Origin of the sequence: Arenibacter echinorum (genome assembly GCF_003259375.1) — a bacterium.
In the GTDB taxonomy this organism is placed as follows: Bacteria; Bacteroidota; Bacteroidia; order Flavobacteriales; family Flavobacteriaceae; genus Arenibacter; species Arenibacter echinorum.
In genome coordinates this window covers 1-19,493 of sequence record NZ_QLLN01000010.1, presented here as the reverse complement: position 1 = coordinate 19,493, position 19,493 = coordinate 1, and the positions used below count along the sequence as shown (strand labels likewise).

18 protein-coding genes are annotated in these 19,493 nt (G+C 39.9%); 8 read left to right on the top strand and 10 right to left on the bottom strand.

Annotation, left to right across the window (positions count from 1 at the left end; genetic code table 11):
• The first annotated feature begins 1 nt into the window (after nucleotide 1).
• The 4 genes from LV92_RS20025 (at nucleotide 2) to LV92_RS20010 (ending at nucleotide 5,114) form a co-directional block, all read left to right on the top strand.
• A complete protein-coding gene (locus LV92_RS20025) occupies nucleotides 2–568 on the top strand; it encodes an RNA polymerase sigma factor (RefSeq protein WP_111625388.1) in 567 nt (188 codons plus the stop codon).
• 368 nt (nucleotides 569–936) lie between these two features.
• Nucleotides 937–1,812 (top strand): lipoyl synthase, encoded by an 876-nt coding sequence (gene lipA / locus LV92_RS20020; RefSeq protein ID WP_111625387.1) that lies wholly within the window; start codon nucleotides 937–939, stop codon nucleotides 1,810–1,812.
• Between the two features lie 69 nt (nucleotides 1,813–1,881).
• Nucleotides 1,882–2,892, top strand: a complete 1,011-nt coding sequence (gap, locus tag LV92_RS20015; RefSeq protein WP_111625386.1) for a type I glyceraldehyde-3-phosphate dehydrogenase — start codon at nucleotides 1,882–1,884, stop codon at nucleotides 2,890–2,892.
• Between the two features lie 23 nt (nucleotides 2,893–2,915).
• Nucleotides 2,916–5,114, top strand: a complete 2,199-nt coding sequence (locus LV92_RS20010; protein ID WP_245946444.1) for a tetratricopeptide repeat-containing hybrid sensor histidine kinase/response regulator — start codon at nucleotides 2,916–2,918, stop codon at nucleotides 5,112–5,114.
• On the opposite strand, the gene lpxK is transcribed toward LV92_RS20010, so the two are convergent.
• Nucleotides 5,111–6,115 carry a tetraacyldisaccharide 4'-kinase gene (gene lpxK, locus LV92_RS20005; protein WP_111625458.1) on the bottom strand — a complete coding sequence of 335 codons (1,005 nt, stop codon included), beginning with the start codon at nucleotides 6,113–6,115 and terminating at the stop codon, nucleotides 5,111–5,113. The two genes, LV92_RS20010 and lpxK, sit on opposite strands and share 4 nt — an antisense overlap.
• Nucleotides 6,116–6,164: 49 nt before the next feature.
• Here lpxK and LV92_RS20000 point away from each other — a divergent pair, with 49 nt between their 5' ends.
• Nucleotides 6,165–7,259, top strand: a complete 1,095-nt coding sequence (locus LV92_RS20000) for a Nif3-like dinuclear metal center hexameric protein (RefSeq protein WP_111625384.1) — start codon at nucleotides 6,165–6,167, stop codon at nucleotides 7,257–7,259.
• Between the two features lie 2 nt (nucleotides 7,260–7,261).
• Nucleotides 7,262–8,041 (top strand): zinc ribbon domain-containing protein, encoded by a 780-nt coding sequence (locus LV92_RS19995; RefSeq protein WP_111625383.1) that lies wholly within the window; start codon nucleotides 7,262–7,264, stop codon nucleotides 8,039–8,041.
• Nucleotides 8,042–8,096: 55 nt separating this feature from the next.
• Here the strand turns inward: LV92_RS19995 and LV92_RS19990 are convergent, their stop codons facing one another.
• A complete protein-coding gene (locus LV92_RS19990) occupies nucleotides 8,097–9,461 on the bottom strand; it encodes an FAD-dependent oxidoreductase (RefSeq protein WP_111625382.1) in 1,365 nt (454 codons plus the stop codon).
• Nucleotides 9,462–9,772: 311 nt separating this feature from the next.
• Nucleotides 9,773–10,321, bottom strand: a complete 549-nt coding sequence (locus tag LV92_RS19985; RefSeq protein ID WP_111625381.1) for a ClpP family protease — start codon at nucleotides 10,319–10,321, stop codon at nucleotides 9,773–9,775.
• A 278-nt stretch (nucleotides 10,322–10,599) separates the two neighbouring features.
• Here LV92_RS19985 and LV92_RS19980 point away from each other — a divergent pair, with 278 nt between their 5' ends.
• Nucleotides 10,600–11,286: a hypothetical protein gene (locus LV92_RS19980; protein WP_111625380.1), complete on the top strand. Its 687-nt coding sequence runs from the start codon at nucleotides 10,600–10,602 to the stop codon at nucleotides 11,284–11,286.
• A 14-nt stretch (nucleotides 11,287–11,300) separates the two neighbouring features.
• On the opposite strand, the gene LV92_RS19975 is transcribed toward LV92_RS19980, so the two are convergent.
• The 3 genes from LV92_RS19975 to LV92_RS19965 all read right to left on the bottom strand — a co-directional run bounded on the left by LV92_RS19975 (nucleotide 11,301) and on the right by LV92_RS19965 (nucleotide 14,340).
• A complete protein-coding gene (locus LV92_RS19975; protein WP_111625379.1) occupies nucleotides 11,301–12,449 on the bottom strand; it encodes an MFS transporter in 1,149 nt (382 codons plus the stop codon).
• An 88-nt stretch (nucleotides 12,450–12,537) separates the two neighbouring features.
• Nucleotides 12,538–13,809: a kynureninase gene (gene kynU, locus LV92_RS19970; protein ID WP_111625378.1), complete on the bottom strand. Its 1,272-nt coding sequence runs from the start codon at nucleotides 13,807–13,809 to the stop codon at nucleotides 12,538–12,540.
• 66 nt (nucleotides 13,810–13,875) lie between these two features.
• Nucleotides 13,876–14,340 (bottom strand): GNAT family N-acetyltransferase, encoded by a 465-nt coding sequence (locus LV92_RS19965; protein WP_111625377.1) that lies wholly within the window; start codon nucleotides 14,338–14,340, stop codon nucleotides 13,876–13,878.
• Nucleotides 14,341–14,381: 41 nt separating this feature from the next.
• Here LV92_RS19965 and LV92_RS19960 point away from each other — a divergent pair, with 41 nt between their 5' ends.
• Nucleotides 14,382–15,023, top strand: a complete 642-nt coding sequence (locus LV92_RS19960) for an O-methyltransferase (RefSeq protein ID WP_111625376.1) — start codon at nucleotides 14,382–14,384, stop codon at nucleotides 15,021–15,023.
• A 188-nt stretch (nucleotides 15,024–15,211) separates the two neighbouring features.
• Here the strand turns inward: LV92_RS19960 and LV92_RS19955 are convergent, their stop codons facing one another.
• The 4 genes from LV92_RS19955 to LV92_RS19940 form a co-directional block, all read right to left on the bottom strand.
• Nucleotides 15,212–15,766, bottom strand: a complete 555-nt coding sequence (locus tag LV92_RS19955) for a phosphatase PAP2 family protein (protein ID WP_111625375.1) — start codon at nucleotides 15,764–15,766, stop codon at nucleotides 15,212–15,214.
• A 1-nt stretch (nucleotide 15,767) separates the two neighbouring features.
• On the bottom strand, nucleotides 15,768–16,049 hold the full coding sequence (locus LV92_RS19950) for a Sec-independent protein translocase subunit TatA/TatB (protein WP_111625374.1): 282 nt from the start codon (nucleotides 16,047–16,049) through the stop codon (nucleotides 15,768–15,770).
• Between the two features lie 295 nt (nucleotides 16,050–16,344).
• Complete coding sequence (locus LV92_RS19945; protein ID WP_111625373.1) at nucleotides 16,345–18,654, bottom strand: M1 family metallopeptidase; 2,310 nt, start codon at nucleotides 18,652–18,654, stop codon at nucleotides 16,345–16,347.
• Nucleotides 18,655–18,713: 59 nt separating this feature from the next.
• The gene (locus LV92_RS19940) at nucleotides 18,714–19,223 is read right to left on the bottom strand and encodes a DUF6702 family protein (RefSeq protein ID WP_111625372.1); all 510 of its coding nucleotides are present in this window, start codon (nucleotides 19,221–19,223) and stop codon (nucleotides 18,714–18,716) included.
• Nucleotides 19,224–19,493: the final 270 nt, after the last annotated feature.

Below are 19,493 nucleotides of genomic sequence, written 5' to 3'. Positions count from 1 at the left end.
CTTGGACAAAACCGAAGAACCTCTTCCCAATCTTATTGAAAAAGCCAAATTAGGCAATCAAATAGCCTTCAGTGCATTATTAAATAGCTTTTGGAACGACGTCTACGGTTTTCAATTGATCAGGACCAGAAATGAGAACGATGCCGAAGACATTACCATCCAGACATTTTCAAAGGCTTTTGACAAGATTCATACCTTTAATGAGGACTATGAATTTAAGACATGGCTGATAGCAATTTCCAAAAATTTGCACATCGACCTCATCCGTAAAAGCAAAAGAAACGTTTTACAGGGCAACCAAGAAAGTAGCAGCGAAGCCATTAAGAAGGTTTTGGATGATGCACCTTCCCCAGAGGACAGTCTAATTACCGAACAAAATTTGGCCGCTTTGTTGGAGTATATAAAAAGGCTCAAACCACATTATCAAGAAGTAATAAATCTGAGATATTTTCAGGAGCTGCCCTATGCTGAAATTGCCGAAAAACTTGGGGAACCCGTCAATAATGTGAAAGTTAAACTACTAAGGGCAAAAAGGTTACTTGCAGAAATTATTAAAAATAATAATTAGGACTGATGGTTCTATCCGGTTTAGCAGAAACGAAAATCCATTGAACAAAAGAACTAGGACGATGGATGTTTGATACTTGACGTTGGATGTTGGATATTAGACGCTAAATTTTAGATACTAGACTTTGGATGCTGTAAAGAAATAATCTTCACCTCCAAACAAATATATCTTCCCTTTTTCAGGCAGACTTCAACCCCCAATCTATTGTCCCGTGCAACAAGTACAATATCTTGTGCTCCCTTCCTTAGCCACTATAACGAACCCACTAAATTCACGCTAGCGCCGGATTGAATGTTACATTCCCATACTTTGCCATCATTTGGTATTTTAACTATATCCCATTTCGTATATTTGCACAAAATCGTAGTATGAGTATCGAAACTATAGACAGTGTCATCCCTCCAAAAGGCAAGCCCAAATGGTTACGCGTAAAACTGCCTACGGGTAAAAAATACACCCAGTTAAGGGGATTGGTGGACAAGTACAACCTTCACACCATATGTACTTCGGGCAGTTGTCCAAATATGGGCGAATGTTGGGGAGAAGGTACTGCCACTTTTATGATTTTAGGAAATGTTTGTACACGTTCCTGTGGATTTTGTGGCGTAAAAACGGGGCGACCTGAAGATGTAGATTGGGCAGAGCCGGAAAAAGTAGCAAGATCCATTAAAATAATGGACATTAAACATGCTGTAATTACTTCGGTTGATCGTGATGACCTAAAAGATATGGGTTCTATAATATGGGCAGAAACAGTGAAGGCCATACGAAGAATGAACCCCGCAACAACCCTAGAGACATTGATTCCAGATTTTCAAGGTATCCACACCCATTTGGATCGAATCCTTGCTGTTGGGCCTGAAGTAATATCCCACAATATGGAAACTGTAAAACGATTAACAAGGGAGGTCCGCATACAGGCAAAATACGAAAGAAGTCTTGGTGTCCTTTCCTATTTAAAGGAAAACGGCGCCAACCGCACCAAGTCGGGAATAATGTTGGGCCTGGGCGAAATGGAAGAAGAGGTAATCCAAACCATGGAAGACCTTAGGGCGGCCAATGTAGATGTGGTCACTATAGGCCAATATCTGCAACCTTCCAAAAAACATTTACCGGTAAAGGAGTTTATTTTGCCGGACCAGTTCAAGAAATATGAAGAAATAGGTTTAAAATTAGGCTTTAGGCATGTAGAAAGCGGGGCTTTGGTACGTTCATCGTACAAGGCACACAAACATATAATGTAAGTACCCCTTACACCCCATATCTAGAATATCAATCCGTAATTATGCGGATAAATTGGCTTGACCATATTTATGAAACAAATTAATATTGGTATAAACGGCTTTGGTAGAATTGGCCGTACCCTTTTCAGACTTCTTAGCGAGCAAGCCCATTTAAGAGTGGTAGCCATTAACGATTTGGCAGATGCACCTACGTTATCCCATTTATTAAAATACGATAGTATCCACGGGGTATTTCAAAAAGAAGTATCCCACAGCGGCGAAAACATCATCGTGGACAATAATAAGGTTGCGCTATTAAATTACAATTCTCCCAAAGATATTCCTTGGTCCGATCACAAAGTTGATATTGTTGTTGAGGCCACTGGGAAGTTCAAGGACAGGGCCATCTTGGAGTACCACCTAAAAAATGGGGCAAAAAAGGTTATTCTTAGTGTACCTCCAACCGAAGATGACATAAAGATGGTGGTATTTGGAATAAACCACGAAACCCTTGTCCAAACAGATGACATTATTTCCAATGCCTCCTGTACCACGAACAATGCCGCACCAATGATTAAGGTTATTCAGGATCTTTGCGGTATAGAGCAGGCCTACATAACCACTATACATTCTTACACCACGGATCAAAGTCTGCACGACCAGCCCCATAAGGACCTAAGAAGGGCCAGGGCGGCCGCACAATCAATTGTCCCGACCACAACAGGGGCGGCCAAGGCCTTGACCAGAATATTCCCAGAACTATCCGATGTTATCGGTGGTTGTGGAATAAGAGTTCCTGTACCCAATGGCTCTTTGACAGACATCACTTTCAATGTAAAAAGGCAAACCTCCATAGAGGAAATTAATGATGCTTTTTTTAAAATTTCGCAAAAAGAACTTAAAAACATTCTATATTACACAAAAGACCCGATAGTTTCTATTGATATAAACAATACTTATTACTCTTGTACGTTTGATTCTCTGATGACTTCTGTAATCGGTAAAATGGTGAAAATCATTGGATGGTATGATAACGAAACCGGATACAGCAGCAGAATTGTAGATTTAATTAACTATATTATAAGTAAACGATACGTTTGAGACCTAGATTCTTACATATAAATTTGAACAGAAAATTGTGGCTCCTAACGGTTCTATTGTTTTTTTACTTTAGTCATTCGTATACCCAAGAAAACAAGACTACCGGGAATGATATAGAATATCATTTTGACAAAGCCAGGGAATTGGGAAATAGGAATAAAATGGAACCCGCCCTTGAGGAGCTGAATACCGCAATGGAAATTGCCTTTAAGAACAATGACCAAAAGACCCTGATAGACACCTATCACAAATTTGCCATTTTATATTTACGCCTACAAAAGGATGATAGCGCCGAATATTATGCGGACAGATCAAAATCCCTTTTAAAGGATATTTCCTATCCCTATGGTGAAGCCACACATAAATATATAGATGCCATTATTGCCTATAGGGACGGTAAAAATTTCTTGGCCATCTCTATGTTGAACGAGGCAAAACAGATCAACAACGACAGAAATTTACTGAACAATATTCTTTTTGTAGAGGGAATTATCTTCTTAAACTTGGAAAAATACGAAAGTGCCACTAAAAATTTTAATGCCCTGGCCGTAAATACGGACATTTACGAGAAGGACTACCTAGCCGCCAAGGCACATATAAAATTGGCGGAGATCAGCATTAAAACAGAAAATTACGAGGAGAGCATTAAAAATGCCCAGAGTGCCTTAAAATTGGCCAAGGCGAACAATTTTTATATAGAAGTATTGGAGGCCAATAGGCTACTTGCAGAGACCAATGAAAAACTTGGGCTTTTTGAATCTGCCCTTTCCTACAGCAGAAATATAGTGAACATCAAGGACTCTATATTTACCCTAGAGAAAAGTTTAGCGGAAACCAAAACGGCAGATAACATCCAAACCAAATTTATGAAGGATGAAATTGGCCGGCAGGAAGCCAAGATAGAAGAACTTAACCAATCCAAGAATAGAACGGAAATAACGGCAATTTTAACCGCTGCCTTTTTAATCGTAATATCCATACTGGCCATTTCGCTTTACCGCAACAACCAGATCAAGTTAAAGACAAACGATCTTCTACACACCAAGAACAATGAATTACAGGCTGCAAGGGATGCGGCGGTAATGGCTATGGAGGCCAAAACCAATTTTCTTTCCACAGTAAGCCACGAATTGCGGACACCACTTTATGCGGTCACCGGTCTAACACATTTATTGCTGGAGGAGAACCCCAGCGAAAATCAGAAAGAACATCTAAAATCATTGAAGTTTTCTGGTGATTACCTATTGAATTTCATTAATGACATTCTTCAGATCAACAAAATTGACGCAGATAAACTGGAAGCCCTGCAAATTGACTTCAATCTTAAAAAGGTACTTTCCGAGGTCATAAATTCCTTGCATCAAAGTGCCAAGGCCAATAAAACAAAAATTGAACTGGAATTTGATGAGAATATTCCGTCCCACCTATTGGGAGATCCACTTAAACTTTCCCAAATTTTTATAAACCTTATAGGTAATGGAATAAAATTCACCAAGGGAGGGCAAGTTACCGTTATAACCAGGCTTGCCAAAAAAGTGGAGGAGGATCTGACCATTTATTTTGAGGTAAAGGATAATGGTATTGGTATTGATAAGGAAAGACAACTTAATATTTTTGACAGCTTTGAACAAGGCTCTATCCAAATTAATAGGGAATATGGTGGTACCGGACTAGGATTGACCATTGTAAAAAGCTTATTGGGCCTATTTGGCAGTACAATTGGACTTAAGAGCGAAATAGGCAAAGGGAGTTCCTTTTTCTTTGAGTTGGATCTAAAAAGCAAGGATGATCTTATTGATGATATCCCGTTCGAAATTACCGAGGTGGAATACGATTTTACAGGACTGCACATATTGATTGTGGAGGATAACAAAATCAACCAGGTGATTACCAAGAAAATGCTGAACAAGAAGGAAATAACCTGTGATATTGCCAACAACGGACTGGAAGCCGTGGCCATGGTGAGAAAAACGGATTACGACTGTATCCTTATGGATATCCACATGCCCGGAATTAGTGGTGAAGAGGCTACTATAGAAATTAGAAAGTTCAATAGATTGGTGCCAATTATAGCCCTTACGGCTATTTCCCTAGATGATAGTTTGGAAAGTTTTTATGCCGCCGGTTGTAACGATGTAGTTACGAAACCTTTTAAACCGGAGGTATTCTATTCTAAAATAGGAGAGAACATCTTTGATGTGAAAAAAAAAATTGAAGCCTAAGTAGCAGTAAGGCTTTCACCCAGCATATTCAACAGTACCTCTTTGCCCCCATTCATGAATTTGTGACTTACCCCTATATAATAAAAATTATCTCCCTTGCCCTCCAACCTTACATAGTCTTTTTCGGTCGTAAGGATTAGCTCTTTGTTATTGAACAAGGCAATTTCCTTCTCCCTAAAAAAATGGTGGTCAGGGTAGGCCAAATGTTCAAATACAATGCCTTGAGCGCCTAGGAAGCTAACCAACTGCTTTGGATTGGCTATCCCGGTCACTAAGGTCACTTTTTTATTTCTAAGTTCATCCAAGTCAATCTCCCTTGAGTTGCCTTTTAATGTTGTCTCATAGTCCAAATAACTAAAAATTACTTGCTGACCGGGGCCAGGATTCAATTTATTCTTAATTCTTTGCTGTTCGGCCATGCTCAATTTTGATGGGCACTTGGTAACAACAATAATATTGGCCCTCCTTGCTTCCCGTTTGCTATCCCTCAAATTCCCGCTAGGCAAATACCAATCATCTACATATAAATTGGCATAGGAAGTTAAAAGCACATATTGATCACATCTTACTTTTCTATGTTGAAAAGCATCATCCAACAAAATAATGTCGGGCCCTATGGTTTCCTCCAATATGGAAATACCGTGCTGCCTGTCCGCATCTACGGCAACATGGGCATGGGGAAATTTTTTATGGATCTGAAAGGGTTCGTCCCCTAAATCCTCTACCTCTATACCAGGTTTGGCCAACAAATAACCTTTGGATTTTCGACCATATCCCCTACTTAAAACCGCTATTCTACCCTGCTCTTTAACATTGGCAACCAAAAACTCTATCATTGGGGTTTTACCGGTACCCCCTACACTAAGATTCCCGACACAGATGGTCTTGGTCTTATAGGCTTTGGAGGGCAATAGCCCTACGTCATAAAGATAATTGCGCAGATATACCACCAAGGCGTATATCAGTGAAATGGGAAAGCCTAATTTTCTTAGTAGCTGCATTAGAACGAAAATATAATATTTTATCTTTGGAAGACCATAAATTTTAAAAATGATCATAAAACAAGTTATTGATACCTTAGAGGAGTTGGCGCCATTGAATTATGCTGAAGATTTTGACAATGTAGGGCTCCTGGTAGGGAATGCAAATAATAAGGTAAGCGGTATCCTTGTAACACTGGATACTTTGGAAAATGTAGTAGAGGAAGCCATCGCGAAAAAATGCAATCTAATTGTTAGTTTCCACCCCATTATTTTTGGAGGGTTAAAAAAAATAACCGGCTCCAACTACGTACAACGGGTAGTAATAAAGGCCATTAAACACGATATTGCCATATACAGTATGCACACTGCCCTGGACAACAGCGATAAAGGGGTCAATGCCAAAATATGTGAAGTCTTGGGACTGCAAAACACAAGCATTCTAATCCCGCAGACGGGCACCATTAGAAAACTAACCACCTATGTTCCCAAAGAGAATGCCGATGCCCTTAGAACCGCTCTATTCCATGCTGGAGCAGGGAATATTGGCAATTATAGCAATTGTAGTTTTACGGTAGATGGCACCGGGAGCTACCAGGCTAATGCTGGAGCCAATCCCTATTTGGGAAAAATTGGGGAAACACATTACGAAGATGAATCCCAGATTAGTATAACCTATTGCAGGGCAAATGAACAAAAAATTTTGAAAGCCCTTTTTAACAACCATCCATATGAAGAGGTTGCCTACGAGCTACAGACTTTGGAAAATAAAAACCAAAATATTGGCATGGGCATGGTAGGAATTCTCGAAAAACCGATGGATGAAGAGGAATTTTTCGGATTTTTGAAGGAAAAAATGCATGTTTCCTGCATAAGACACTCAGATTTTCTAGGAAAAAAAATAAAGAAAGTCGCAGTTTTGGGAGGAAGCGGCTCCTTTGCCATATCGGCTGCAATAGCCGCTAATGCTGATGTTTTCGTAACATCGGATTTAAAATACCATCAATTCTATGAGGCGGAAGACAAAATACTTTTGGCAGATATTGGGCACTATGAAACAGAGCAGTTTACAAAAAATCTCTTAGTTGATTATCTTACGAAAAAAATTCCTAATTTTGCAGTCTCTTTATCGGAGAGCAAAACAAATCCCATCAAGTATTTTTAAATATGGCAACAAAGACAGAAACAACAGTAGAAGAAAAGTTAAGAGCACTATATGATTTGCAATTAATTGATTCTAGAGTTGATGAGATAAGAAATGTTAGAGGAGAACTTCCTCTAGAAGTAGAAGATTTGGAAGATGAGGTACTTGGCCTTAAAACAAGAATGGATAAGCTTAAAACCGATGTTGAAACTATTAACTACGAGATAGGCGCCAAGAAAAATCTTATTGATGAAGCCAAAGTCTTGATCAAAAAATATGCGGAACAACAAAAGAACGTCCGCAATAGCAGGGAATTTAATTCATTGACCAAAGAAGTAGAATTTCAGGAACTTGAAATTCAATTGGCCGATAAGAATATTAAAGAATTCAAAGCCCAAATAGAGCAGAAAAAAGAGGTTATTGCCGGTACCAAAGAACGATTGACCGAAAGGGAATTGCACCTTAAGCACAAGAAAAGTGAATTGAACGCTATTTTGGCCGAAACGGAAAAGGAAGAAAAAGCCCTTTTGAAAAAATCGGAAGAGTACCAATCCCAAATTGAGGAGCGCTTGGTAAAGGCATATAATAGAATCCGAAATAATGTAAAAAACGGTTTGGCAGTAGTTCCAATTGAAAGAGGTGCTTCAGGAGGTTCTTTCTTTACCATCCCACCACAAGTTCAGGTTGAGATTGCTTCACGCAAAAAAATCATAAGCGACGAACACAGTGGAAGAATTTTGGTAGACCCAGTTTTGGCAGAAGAGGAACAAGAAAAAATGCAAAAGCTTTTTTCTAAATTATAGAAAGAGCGACCCATAAAAAATAAAAGCCATCTTTTTTAGATGGCTTTTATTTTTTCTATACTTCGTACTTTTCTTTTCCGCTCAATAGACTTAGGATTTTTTGATCTACCTCCTCACTGTCCCAAATTTCATCTATATTGGGAATTTGCATTATTTGCTTCATTATTTCTTCCTGGGCATCCCCATTTGCCAAAGCTTCTACATAGGGCTTATTAGAAAACGTAACCCGCGAATAGGCAGGGATCCATTTGTCTGGGTATTTTTTGGCAAAACGTTTTTCAATCTTTTTCTGCAATATAAAATTGGGGTCGGCAGTCATACTGCTCATTTCTACAAAATTCCGGTAACTAAGCTCCGCAATGGCATCGGCATTGGGCTTACGTTCTGTTTGATAGGTACTAAAAATTTGTTCCCAATCGTCCCCATATTTGGCAATAATCTTGTTCAGGGCATAAATATCCTCAAAGCCAGCATTCATTCCCTGTCCATAAAATGGCACAATGGCATGGGCAGAATCGCCTACCAAAGCCACTTTGTCCCAGTAGGTCCAAGGGTAACACTTAATGGTCACCAAAGCGCTGGTGGGGTTATTGAAAAAATCTGTACTCAGGTCTTCAATAACTGGGGCAACATCTGGAAAATAGGTGTTAAAGAAGCTTTTGGCCTCTTCCTTGGTGTTTATCTTTTCAAAGGAAACCTCCCCTTCAAAGGGCAGGAACAGCGTACAGGTAAAACTGCCATCCATATTGGGCATGGCTATAAACATGAACTTCCCCCTTGGCCAGATATGAAAGGAATGCTTGTCCAATTTATGGGTACCATCCTCGTTGGCCGGTATAGTTAGCTCCTTGTAGCCAACATCTATAAACTCCTGAACGTAATTAAACCTACTTCTACGTTGCATTTTGTGCCTAACTCGGGAAAAAGCACCGTCACAGCCAAAAACTATATCGTAAAGATATTCCTTCCACTTTCCTTTCTCCGTTGCGCCAGTGTATATTTTCCCTTCGGGAAGGTTAACATCCCACACCTTTTCCTCAAAACGAAAAACGACCCCTGCCTCTTCGGCCAGATCGATCATTCTCCTATTCAATATGCCCCGTGAAATAGACCAGATGGCCTCTCCTTCCTTTCCATATTTTTGGTAATACTCTGGTTGACCCTCCACATGAATGGCCCGTTTATCCAATGGAATGGCAATTTTCTTTACTTCATTTTCAATACCTACCTCCCTCAAAGCCGTCCAACCCCTATTGCTCATCGCCAAGTTGATGGATCTTCCGGAAAACTCAACATTTCGAATATCGGGTCTACGATCGTAAACCGTTATCTGGTGTCCTAACTTCCGAAGGTAAATTGCCAATAGGGACCCTACCAGTCCTGAACCGATAATAGCAATGTTTTTAGGAGTTTGTGTCATACTGATTTATATAGGGAAAAGTAAATGTTAAAGTAATAAATGTAATAAAATAAAGTAACTTGTATAATATAGGGGCAATAACATCACATAATGCCTACATATAGGCACATAATTCAACCTTTGATAAAAAATGCCTCTTTTTTAAATAATTTTCTGTCCAGAACATCCAAACACTAGGTTTATCTCGTATATAAAACACATACCGCTTAGGCGTCCATATATAAAAAAGTCCTTCACATTAAGATTGTGAAGGACTTTTCCTTTTATGTAAGATGTGAATTATTAACTATAATAAACAATCTGCGACCGGGTTATTCCAGAATTCCGTCTACAATACCATAGGTTATGGACTCCTCAGCGTTCATCCAATAGTCCCTATCAAAATCCTTCATAACCTTTTCAAAATCCTGCCCACAGTTTTCCGCCAATATTTTGGCACTAAGTTCACGGGTCTTGATAATTTCCTTGGCCTGAATCTCTATATTCGAGGCCTGTCCCCTGGCACCACCACTGGGCTGATGTATCATCACTTGGGCATGTGGCTGAATAAAACGTCTTCCCTTCTTCCCTACAGATAATAAAATGGATCCCATGGATGCCGCCAAACCGGAGCATATGGTAGATACCGGACTCTTTAATGATTTAATGGTATCGTACATGGCAAAACCAGAAGTAACGTAACCTCCAGGACTATTGATGTACAATTGAATTTCCTTGTTGTTTTGCATATCCAAATACAACAAACGATCGATTACATGCTTTGCGGTATCATCATCTACCATTCCCCATAGAAATACTTTTCTTTCGTCCAGCAATTTTTCGTCTATTGCCTCTTGTATCTTTCCTTTTTTTGAACTCATTTTTTGATTTCTTATTAAGTTTCAAAAATAATGAATTTATTGGGAAATATGGCAGCTAAATTATTTGATATCTTAATCCATATAAATGGCTCAAAAACTAGAACCCTAATAATCCTAAATAACTATTCCAATGGATTCAAGGACCACTTATGGACGACCCAGGTATAATTGGCAAAACAAAACCACAACCTCCTTTTTTTTTTAAGTTCTACCCATAATGTATTTGGTCAACATTAAGGATTTTGCCAAAAACCTATTATCTTTGATAAAAACCAAACATGAAAAAATCAGTACTAGCCGTTTTTTGCTTCACGCTTATCCTAACCGCTTGTAAAACGGATAAAAAAACAGAATTAGCCGCTCAAAAAATAGAACTTTCCATTTTGGACAAGGTAGCCAATGCACATGGCTTCAATCATTTTCGAAATGTAAAGGAAATTGCCTTTACGTTCAATGTGGATCGTGCCGACAGCCATTCTGAACGCAGCTGGGTGTGGAACACTATAACCAACGACATTACATCCATCAACAAAGGAGATACCATTTCCTACAACCGTAATTCAATGGACAGTACGGCCACAAAATTGAACGGTGGATTTATTAACGACAAATATTGGTTAATGGCTCCGTTTAATCTGGCCTGGGACAAAAACAATATCACCTACGACCATAAAAGTGACGTGCCCGCCCCTATCAGCAAAAATCCAATGCAGAAACTGACCATTGTTTATGGGAACGAAGGTGGCTACACTCCAGGGGATGCCTATGATTTTTATTTTGGTAACGATTATATGATAAAGGAATGGGTATTTAGAAAATCAAATCAGCCAGAGCCTTCCGTAATTACGACCTGGGAAAATTATGCGGATATCAACGGCCTAAAAATTGCCGAGATGCACCAGAATGAAGACGGCAGTTTTAAGTTGTACTTTACCAATATTAAAGTCACTTCAAAAAACCCATAAGAATTTAGTCAGAATTATCTCCTTCTCCTATGTAGCCCTAAAGTAGCGGCAAGCACTAGAATAGTGCAGAGCAATAGGATAACAAAGGTATACTTAAGGGAAAAACTTTCAGCTACAAACCCCAGCACTACTGGACCGATTAAGAAACCGGAATAGCCAGTACCGGCTATAAAGGACACTCCTTGGGAAGAATCCACCCCCTTGACCGTTCCCCCGATCCTAAAGAGCTCCGGAACAATTACCGAAAAGCCAAGTCCTATAAATGCAAATCCAACAATGGCCATGTAGGTATAGGTGGTAAGGACAAAAATAAAACCGACAATAGCAATAGATGCTCCCAAGGCCACTATTTTAATGGGGCCTATAGCGGCACTAATACTATCTCCCAAGAACCTTCCCAAGGTCATCATTACGGAAAATGCCAAAAAACCGGTGCCTATCAATGTTTCCGGGGCCATACTTATTTCCTGCAGAAATAGTCCACTCCAATCCACTATAGCCCCTTCACCCCCCATTACTACAAAGGAAATAATTCCAAGAACCAAGAGCGGTTTAAATAATTTGAGACTAAAAGGCTCCTTTTCAACCGGGGCCGCTACAATATGGCTATAGTGCTTATGGAATATAAAATTTACCACGAGTACCAAAATAACGGCATATAGCATATGCAATGCCGGATTATTGATCGTAAAAATCAGAAAGCTGCCCAGACCGGCAATTACCCCGCCCAAGCTAAAAAAGCCATGGGAGGCTGACATAAAATTTTGCCGGTCTTCCTTTTCAATTTCGGTAACCAAGGTATTCATGGCAATATCGGTAAATCCGTTGCCGGCCCCCAATAAAAAAAGCCCGCCCATTAAAGAATAATAATTGGGCGTCAACAAAGGGAACAAAGCCGCTACACTACTGAATATTATTCCGTACCAGGTAGCCTTGCCTACCCCTAATTTATCAATGATTTTGGCAGCTACGGGAAAGACGATAAACACACCCAAAGACAGGAAAAATAGCGCGATTCCCAAATCGGCCTTATTGATGTCCAATTTTTCCTTGACCGAAGGGATATAAATAGCCCAGGTTCCAAACAAAATATTAATACTGGCAAATACCCACGAAGGTGCAAAATATCTAGGGTTGGAAAGAATAAGACGAAGTGACTTCATAAAGGATTTGGCAATTATAGCGCTTTGGTTTGAGGCCGGAAATTTAGCAATTAAAAAGAAAAATATTTAGGGATTGTGAAAGGTAAACCTAGCCCTTGGCCAGGATTCCTGCTTTAAGAATTTGGCCAAAACTGTACATATCGGCAAAAGAACAATAAAACGGTGCAGGTGCCAGACGAATTACGTTGGGTTCGCGCCAATCCGTAATAACCCCATTTTCCATTAGATAATTGAACAAACCCTTCCCCTGCCCGTGTAATAATACAGAAAGTTGACAGCCCCTGTCCTTTGGGGTAATAATTTCAAAGGATCCAGCGGTCTCCTTATCTATCTCCTGGAGAATAAACTCCAAATAGGCCACAATGAGCTTTCTTTTCGTAATCAGGGCTTCCATACCCACCTCATCGAACATTTCCAAGGAGGCCAAATAAGGAGCTAGGGAAAGCACTGGAGGATTGCTCACCTGCCAGGCATCCGCATTTTCCATAGGTTCGAACTCTGGCTTCATTAAGAACCTGGTCTCTTTTTTTGTTCCCCACCAGCCTTCAAATCTAGGAATCTCGTTGTTATTTAGATATTTCTCGTGTACAAAAATCCCGGAAGCATTTCCCGGACCACTGTTCATATATTTATAACTGCACCAAGCTGCAAAGTCGACCCCCCAATCGTGCAGTTTTAATTCTACATTACCGACCCCATGCGCCAAATCCCATCCTACGAATGCTCCTTGTGCCTTGGCCGCCTTGGTTATGGCTTCCATATTAAAGACCTGACCATTGTAGTAATTAACCCCGCCAATGAGTACTAATGCCAGCTCATCCCCTACTTCATTAATTTTCTCAATAACATCCTGGGTATGCCAAAAATTTTCGTCCTGTCTTTTCTTCACTTCCACAATGGCGGTCTTGGGATCAAAACCATGAAATTCAACCTGACTGTTCAACATATATTGATCGGAAGGAAATGCTTTTTCCTCGCAAATAATCTTAAATCTTTTTTGGGTAGGCCTATAAAAAGAGACCATTAGCATGTGAAGGTTAACGGTCAAGGTATTCATTACGGAAACTTCCGGAGTCTTTGCACCCACTACTTTTGCCAAGGGCGCCGCCAACCGCTCATGATAATCCCACCAAGGTTTTTCGGCATGAAAATGACCTTCCACGGCCAAGTCTTTCCAATCTTTCATTATATCGTCTACAAACTTTTGGGAACGTTTAGGCTGCAATCCTAGGGAATTTCCCGTAAAATAAATTACATCTTTACCCTTTACTTTGGGAAAATGGAATTCGTTCCGGTAATTTTTGAGAGGATCAACCGCATCCAATTTTTGGGCAAACACTAACGAATTTTCAAATTCCATATGCTAAATTTTATGTAAAAATACAATTTACGGCCAGAAGTGGTTAATAGCACATCTATAATCTGATCAGTCAACATGTACCCTCATTTCCAAAATATGCTTTTTAAAGCCCACTTTCTCATAGGCCCTAATGGCAGGGGCATTATCATTGTAAACAGTAAGCCTAACTTCATGGATACCTTTGGACTTTGACCATTGCATTAAAGCATCCACTATTGCCTTATTAACGCCCTTGCCACGTTGATCCCTATCGGTATACATAAACCCAAGATAACTATATTTTTTATGGTCCAAATAGGGTTTTGCATCCCGTATTAAAGCGTACCCGGAACCTACCATCTGCGAATCCAGCTCCGCCACCATTACTGCGGCCTCTTCTGACAATATTAGTTGCCTAAGGTCATAATAACTGATCGGATCCTTATCCAGGGTTTCGTCAAAAGGTCTTTCTGCACGAATAATTTCCTGTTCAAAAGACAGCAGAATATTTAAATCCTCCAAAGTGGCCATTCTTACGGTAAATTGTTGCATGATCATTATATTTGAAGGCTTAAATATACAAAGTAATACTCATGCATTTTTTATCATCCATCTTGGAACAATATATTGCCGACCATTCGCAATCGGAACCGGAATTACTGCAAAGGCTCACGCGGGAGACCCATTTAAAGGTCATACAACCAAGGATGATCACAGGGCATTTTCAAGGTAGGGTATTGAGCCTTTTATCCAAAATAATCTCTCCCAAAAATATTTTGGAAATAGGCACCTATACCGGCTACTCAGCCATTTGCCTTGCCGAAGGCCTGAAAAAGGAGGGCGCATTGCACACTATTGATATCAATGAAGAACTCCATGCCATGCAAAGACGCTATTTTGACGAAAGTGGTTATGGACCTCAAATTGTGCAGCATACAGGCGATGCCCTGGAGATAATACCGCAGCTGGACGTAGTTTTTGATATGGTTTTTATTGATGCGGAAAAGGTAAGTTACGACCATTACTATGAGGCCGCCTTAAAAAAATGTCGCCCCGGTAGCGTAATTCTATCGGATAATGTGCTGTGGTCCGGGAAGGTTGTGGAGCCTTTGGACCCCAAGGACAAGGCTACCCAAGTTTTGATCGATTACAATAAGAAGTTGAGGGACGACCCTAGGATAGAAACGGTATTGTTACCAATTAGGGACGGACTAACACTTAGTAGGGTGTTATGATAGTTGCCACCTACCCCTTCACCCTCCCGCTCAAAAGGCGGGACAGGCTCTCCCAAGGAGGGGGAATAATTTTTAAACCAACAAATCTTAAGGTATAACTAATAACATCCTCTCCCCTTGGGGGAGGGCTAGGGAGGGGACCATTTTCCCATTAAACACAGCAATACTTATTGATTATATAAAAAAAACTATTTTGCCAGCTCCAATTTATGGTACCATCTGTAGAAAAAAATAGCGAAGAGAATTCCCACCAAGGCACCTACGATAAGGTCCAACGGATAATGTACTCCAACATAAATGCGACTTAAAGCAAATAATAACGGCCAAATATAGAAGAGCCAGGACCACTTCCATTTATCCCTAAGAAACAGGAAGATACTGGTGGTAATACTAAAGGAACTGGAAGAATGGCCCGAAAAAAAACTATATCCGTCCGGACTTTTAAGAATCCGGATCAAGGTGTTGATTTCCTCTGTATTATTGGGCCTTAGCCGGGCAACCCATTCCTTGACCACTCCTGTGAACATTGCCACAACGGCCACAGTAACCAAAACGGTTCCCAAAACCCAAAAGGCTTCGTTTTTAGGGTATGCCCTAAAAATAAGAACTATAAACAAAATAAATAAGGGAGTCCAAGTAGCGAAATTGGTTACGTAAGACCAAAAGACATCTAGATTTTCGATGCCCAAACTGTTAAGGTAAATAAAAGCATCGCGGTCCCACTGTAACAGTTGGTCCAGCATATTACTTTCTTTTTACAACGCCGGTTACCTCATCAACGTTCTTCTTCACTTTATTGATTTCGTTCTTGATGTCGTCTGTAAAACTGGTATCTATACCTTGCTTCTCTGCACTTTTTTGTATCTCTTTCTTTATATCCTCAGTTGCATCCTTCAGTTGTCGCATGCCCTTTCCCAATCCCTTGGCTATGCCAGGAATTTTGTCGGCGCCAAAAACCATTACCACGATAAACATGATAAAAAAGATTTCTCCTCCGCTAATAAATAGAATTATCGTACTTAACATATCACAAATATAATGAGAAGTTTGACAGCTGCATAAAAAATATGGTTAACTTTTTTTAGGTTCCCAGAACCTTAAAAATTATGGCTTAAACTATATTTAAAACATTCATAATAAGCCATATACCCTCTAATTACTAGGCAAAAAGCACTAGTTCTGGATAGACCTGCCGAGGAATAGCGCTCAAAAAGAAAACCCCGATACCCGTTTTGCCGCTATGCAATCCGGTTTCGGGGCTTTAATTATATTCAGGAAACAGTTTTAAATATGATCTTGGTTTTAAATAAGATCAAGAAAATTATTTCCCTCTTATATTTTCTTTAAAGATTTCAAAGTCGGATTTAACCTCTTTGGTAGGCCATGAATTATTGGTAGTATCTATATCGGCAGTTTCCGCTTTTGGATCCACCACAATTCCTATCAACTCCTTACCAGAAGCAACGACCCTTTTTACTTCCTGATCGTTTTTTCTCCATATTTCCGGAGGATAGGTAATATTTTCCTTGGAACCATCGGCATAGGTATATTCAACGATCAAGGGCATAGGAATACCTCCTGGCTTATTAAAAGTAATCTCATAGAAATATTTGGGTTCCTTAATGGCATTTCTCTCGGCTACCGACATATTGTCCATCATAAACTCTTTTAAAGTTTTGGAATTTTCTGATGGCGCTTTTCCTTTAAGCTTGGCATCGGCATCTTCCGATTCTTCTTCCTCCAAATAAACCAAGGGAGGCAGATCCTCTTCCTTAATATTCCTTGCCGCCATTATTTCCCTCATTTGTTTGGAAGGCTTGTCGGAGACATAATATTTTTTCACTCCCTTTACCCCAATATCCACATAATCGGTAGTGTAGAACCAACTTCTCCAATACCAATCCAAATCAACGGCCGAAGCATCTTCCATAGTTCTAAAGAAATCTTCCGGGGATGGATGTTTAAACATCCATCGTTGCGCATAGGTCTTAAAGGCATGGTCAAAGAGCTCCCTTCCCATTACGGTTTCCCTAAGAATATTTAGAGCGGTAGCAGGTTTTGCATAGGCATTGTTCCCCAATTGATATACATTCTCAGGATTGGACATAATTGGTGCTATGGTACTTTGATCGCCGGACATATAGGGTATTATCTTGGAAGGCTCCCCTCTCCCTGATGGGTATTTGCTATTGGGAGCAATGGCTTCGGGATAGGCTACCCCAAATTCCTGCTCGGCCATATATTGCATAAAGGTATCCAAACCTTCATCCATCCAACCCCACTGACGTTCATCGGAATTAACGATCATTGGGAAAAAGTTGTGTCCCACTTCATGGATAATTACGGAAATCATCCCGTATTTCACCCTATCAGAGTAGGTACCGTCTTCATTGGGCCTCCCGTAGTTCCAGCAGATCATAGGGTATTCCATTCCCTGATTCTTGGCGTGAACCGATATTGCCTTAGGGTAGGGATAATCAAAAGTATGAGCGGAATAGGAGCGCAAGGTATGGGCTACCGCTTTAGTGGAATACTCTTCCCATAACGGATTGCCTTCTTTTGGATACATGGAAATGGCCATAACATCCCTATTACCTATTTTCACTGCCTGCATATCGTAAATAAATTTACGGGAGGTAGCAAAACCAAAATCCCTTACATTTTCTGCCTTTAGCTTCCAAGTTTTCTTTTTGTCCGAAAATCCTTTTTCTGCCTCTTCGGCTTCCGCCTGACTTACAATGATTACAGGTTTGTCATAGGATTTTTTGGCTTTTTCGTATCGACTTATCATTTCTTTGGAAAATACTTCCTTCATATTCTGAAGCTCTCCTGTACCATCCAAGATATGATCGGCCGGAACGGTAATGTTAACCTCGTAATTACCAAAAGGAAGGGCAAATTCCCCACTGCCCCAGAATTGATGGTTCTGCCATCCTTCTATATCACTATAGACGGCCATTCTAGGAAAGAATTGTGCAATTACATAAGCCTTATTGCCATCCTTTGGAAAGTACTCATATCCCGAACGCGCCCTATTTACAGTATGATCTGGAATATTGTACCACCATTTTATAGAGAAGGTAACCTGTCCCTTACTTTTTAAAACTTCGGGAAGATCTATCCGCATCATGGTCTGATTTATAGTGTAGGGCAAGGCCTTTCCGTTGGCATCCCTAACATATTCTATATTAAATCCACCATCAAAAGGCGCTGTCATATATTTATTGGCGAAACTGGCCACAGGCTCTGCCACTGGCACACCCTCATCATCGCGCAAGGGCGATTTAGAAGTCTTGGAACGTACGTTCTGATCTAATTGCACCCATAAAAATGTAAGGTCATCAGGAGAATTGTTGGTATAGGTTATGGTCTCTGAACCGTAAATCTTGGCATTTTTATCATCGAGCTCAATATCCATTTTATAATCTGCCTGCTGCTGATAATAATCCGGACCTGGAGCCCCAGAAGCCGATCTATAGGTATTTGGGGTAGCAAATTCTTCATAAAGTTGCTTAAATTTACTCTGATTAAGATGCCCGGGCTCCCGTTCAATCTTTACTTCTTCCTGGGCAACGCTTACGGCCGCACAAAGGAATAATAGCGAAGCAAAAACATGTTTCATTCTACTCATATTTGAAATTGATTTTTTTAGCGGAGAAATTTAACAATTATATAATCAATTGTTTTGAATTACTTTAAGTTTAACATTCCTTTATTATTCTCACGAATAAGTACAAAACTCTTTTTTTGGTTCCCAAGTTTAAAGTGGACCACATTCTTCTGTTCCTCAAAAATATCCATCAGTACTTCATTTTCAACGGCGATGCTGGTCGCAGTACCCAAATCTATTTTCGGAACTTCCAGATAACATATCATAATATCATTGTCATATTCCTTGCCCAAGAAATCAAATTGCACAGGCTTATCGTTGATTTCAACCATAAGTTTAGTCCTCAAATATTTTTCAATATACGCATCGGCCATGTCGGACTCTTCTTTAGAGGCCAAATTGCCCTTAATGCCATACCTCTCCTGTAACACCTTTTCAAAATCGTCTATAAATATCCTGGTCGTAATCTGCAGTGCCCTGTCCTTATCGGAGTATTCTACACTGGTTACACTGATATAAAATTTATGGGCCACCGTGAATGCTAACAGTGGCAGCACTAGTATTAAAAGGGTCTTCTTTATTGATTGCATGTCTTTCTTTATCCATCAAAAATAAGCAATGACTGTGCCATTTGTGCGACTATTAATGCGAAATTATAGATGTTAGATATTAGATGCTCGATTTTAGAATTGAGATAGTAGATGCTAGATTTTGTACTTTCAACTTTAAACTTGCCCAATGCCAACTGTTCACTGTTCACTGACTACTACCCTATTATCACTCCCATTACCTGTTCTCGATACAAAATGCCTCCTGGCATTTCACTCTAACTGACGATATCACCTTCCAATTCCAACTAA

What these genes read in the sequence shown, in the direction of transcription:
- LV92_RS20000 (WP_111625384.1), top strand. Translation starts at nt 6,165, where the DNA reads ATGATCATAAAACAAGTTATTGATACCTTAGAGGAGTTGGCGCCATTG.
- kynU (WP_111625378.1), bottom strand. Translation starts at nt 13,809, where the DNA reads ATGGAATTTGAAAATTCGTTAGTGTTTGCCCAAAAATTGGATGCGGTT.
- LV92_RS19945 (WP_111625373.1), bottom strand. Translation starts at nt 18,654, where the DNA reads ATGAGTAGAATGAAACATGTTTTTGCTTCGCTATTATTCCTTTGTGCG.
- gap (WP_111625386.1), top strand. Translation starts at nt 1,882, where the DNA reads ATGAAACAAATTAATATTGGTATAAACGGCTTTGGTAGAATTGGCCGT.
- LV92_RS19995 (WP_111625383.1), top strand. Translation starts at nt 7,262, where the DNA reads ATGGCAACAAAGACAGAAACAACAGTAGAAGAAAAGTTAAGAGCACTA.
- LV92_RS19960 (WP_111625376.1), top strand. Translation starts at nt 14,382, where the DNA reads ATGCATTTTTTATCATCCATCTTGGAACAATATATTGCCGACCATTCG.
- LV92_RS19975 (WP_111625379.1), bottom strand. Translation starts at nt 12,449, where the DNA reads ATGAAGTCACTTCGTCTTATTCTTTCCAACCCTAGATATTTTGCACCT.
- LV92_RS19980 (WP_111625380.1), top strand. Translation starts at nt 10,600, where the DNA reads ATGAAAAAATCAGTACTAGCCGTTTTTTGCTTCACGCTTATCCTAACC.
- LV92_RS19950 (WP_111625374.1), bottom strand. Translation starts at nt 16,049, where the DNA reads ATGTTAAGTACGATAATTCTATTTATTAGCGGAGGAGAAATCTTTTTT.
- LV92_RS19990 (WP_111625382.1), bottom strand. Translation starts at nt 9,461, where the DNA reads ATGACACAAACTCCTAAAAACATTGCTATTATCGGTTCAGGACTGGTA.
- LV92_RS19940 (WP_111625372.1), bottom strand. Translation starts at nt 19,223, where the DNA reads ATGCAATCAATAAAGAAGACCCTTTTAATACTAGTGCTGCCACTGTTA.
- LV92_RS19965 (WP_111625377.1), bottom strand. Translation starts at nt 14,340, where the DNA reads ATGCAACAATTTACCGTAAGAATGGCCACTTTGGAGGATTTAAATATT.
- LV92_RS19985 (WP_111625381.1), bottom strand. Translation starts at nt 10,321, where the DNA reads ATGAGTTCAAAAAAAGGAAAGATACAAGAGGCAATAGACGAAAAATTG.
- lipA (WP_111625387.1), top strand. Translation starts at nt 937, where the DNA reads ATGAGTATCGAAACTATAGACAGTGTCATCCCTCCAAAAGGCAAGCCC.
- LV92_RS19955 (WP_111625375.1), bottom strand. Translation starts at nt 15,766, where the DNA reads ATGCTGGACCAACTGTTACAGTGGGACCGCGATGCTTTTATTTACCTT.
- lpxK (WP_111625458.1), bottom strand. Translation starts at nt 6,115, where the DNA reads ATGCAGCTACTAAGAAAATTAGGCTTTCCCATTTCACTGATATACGCC.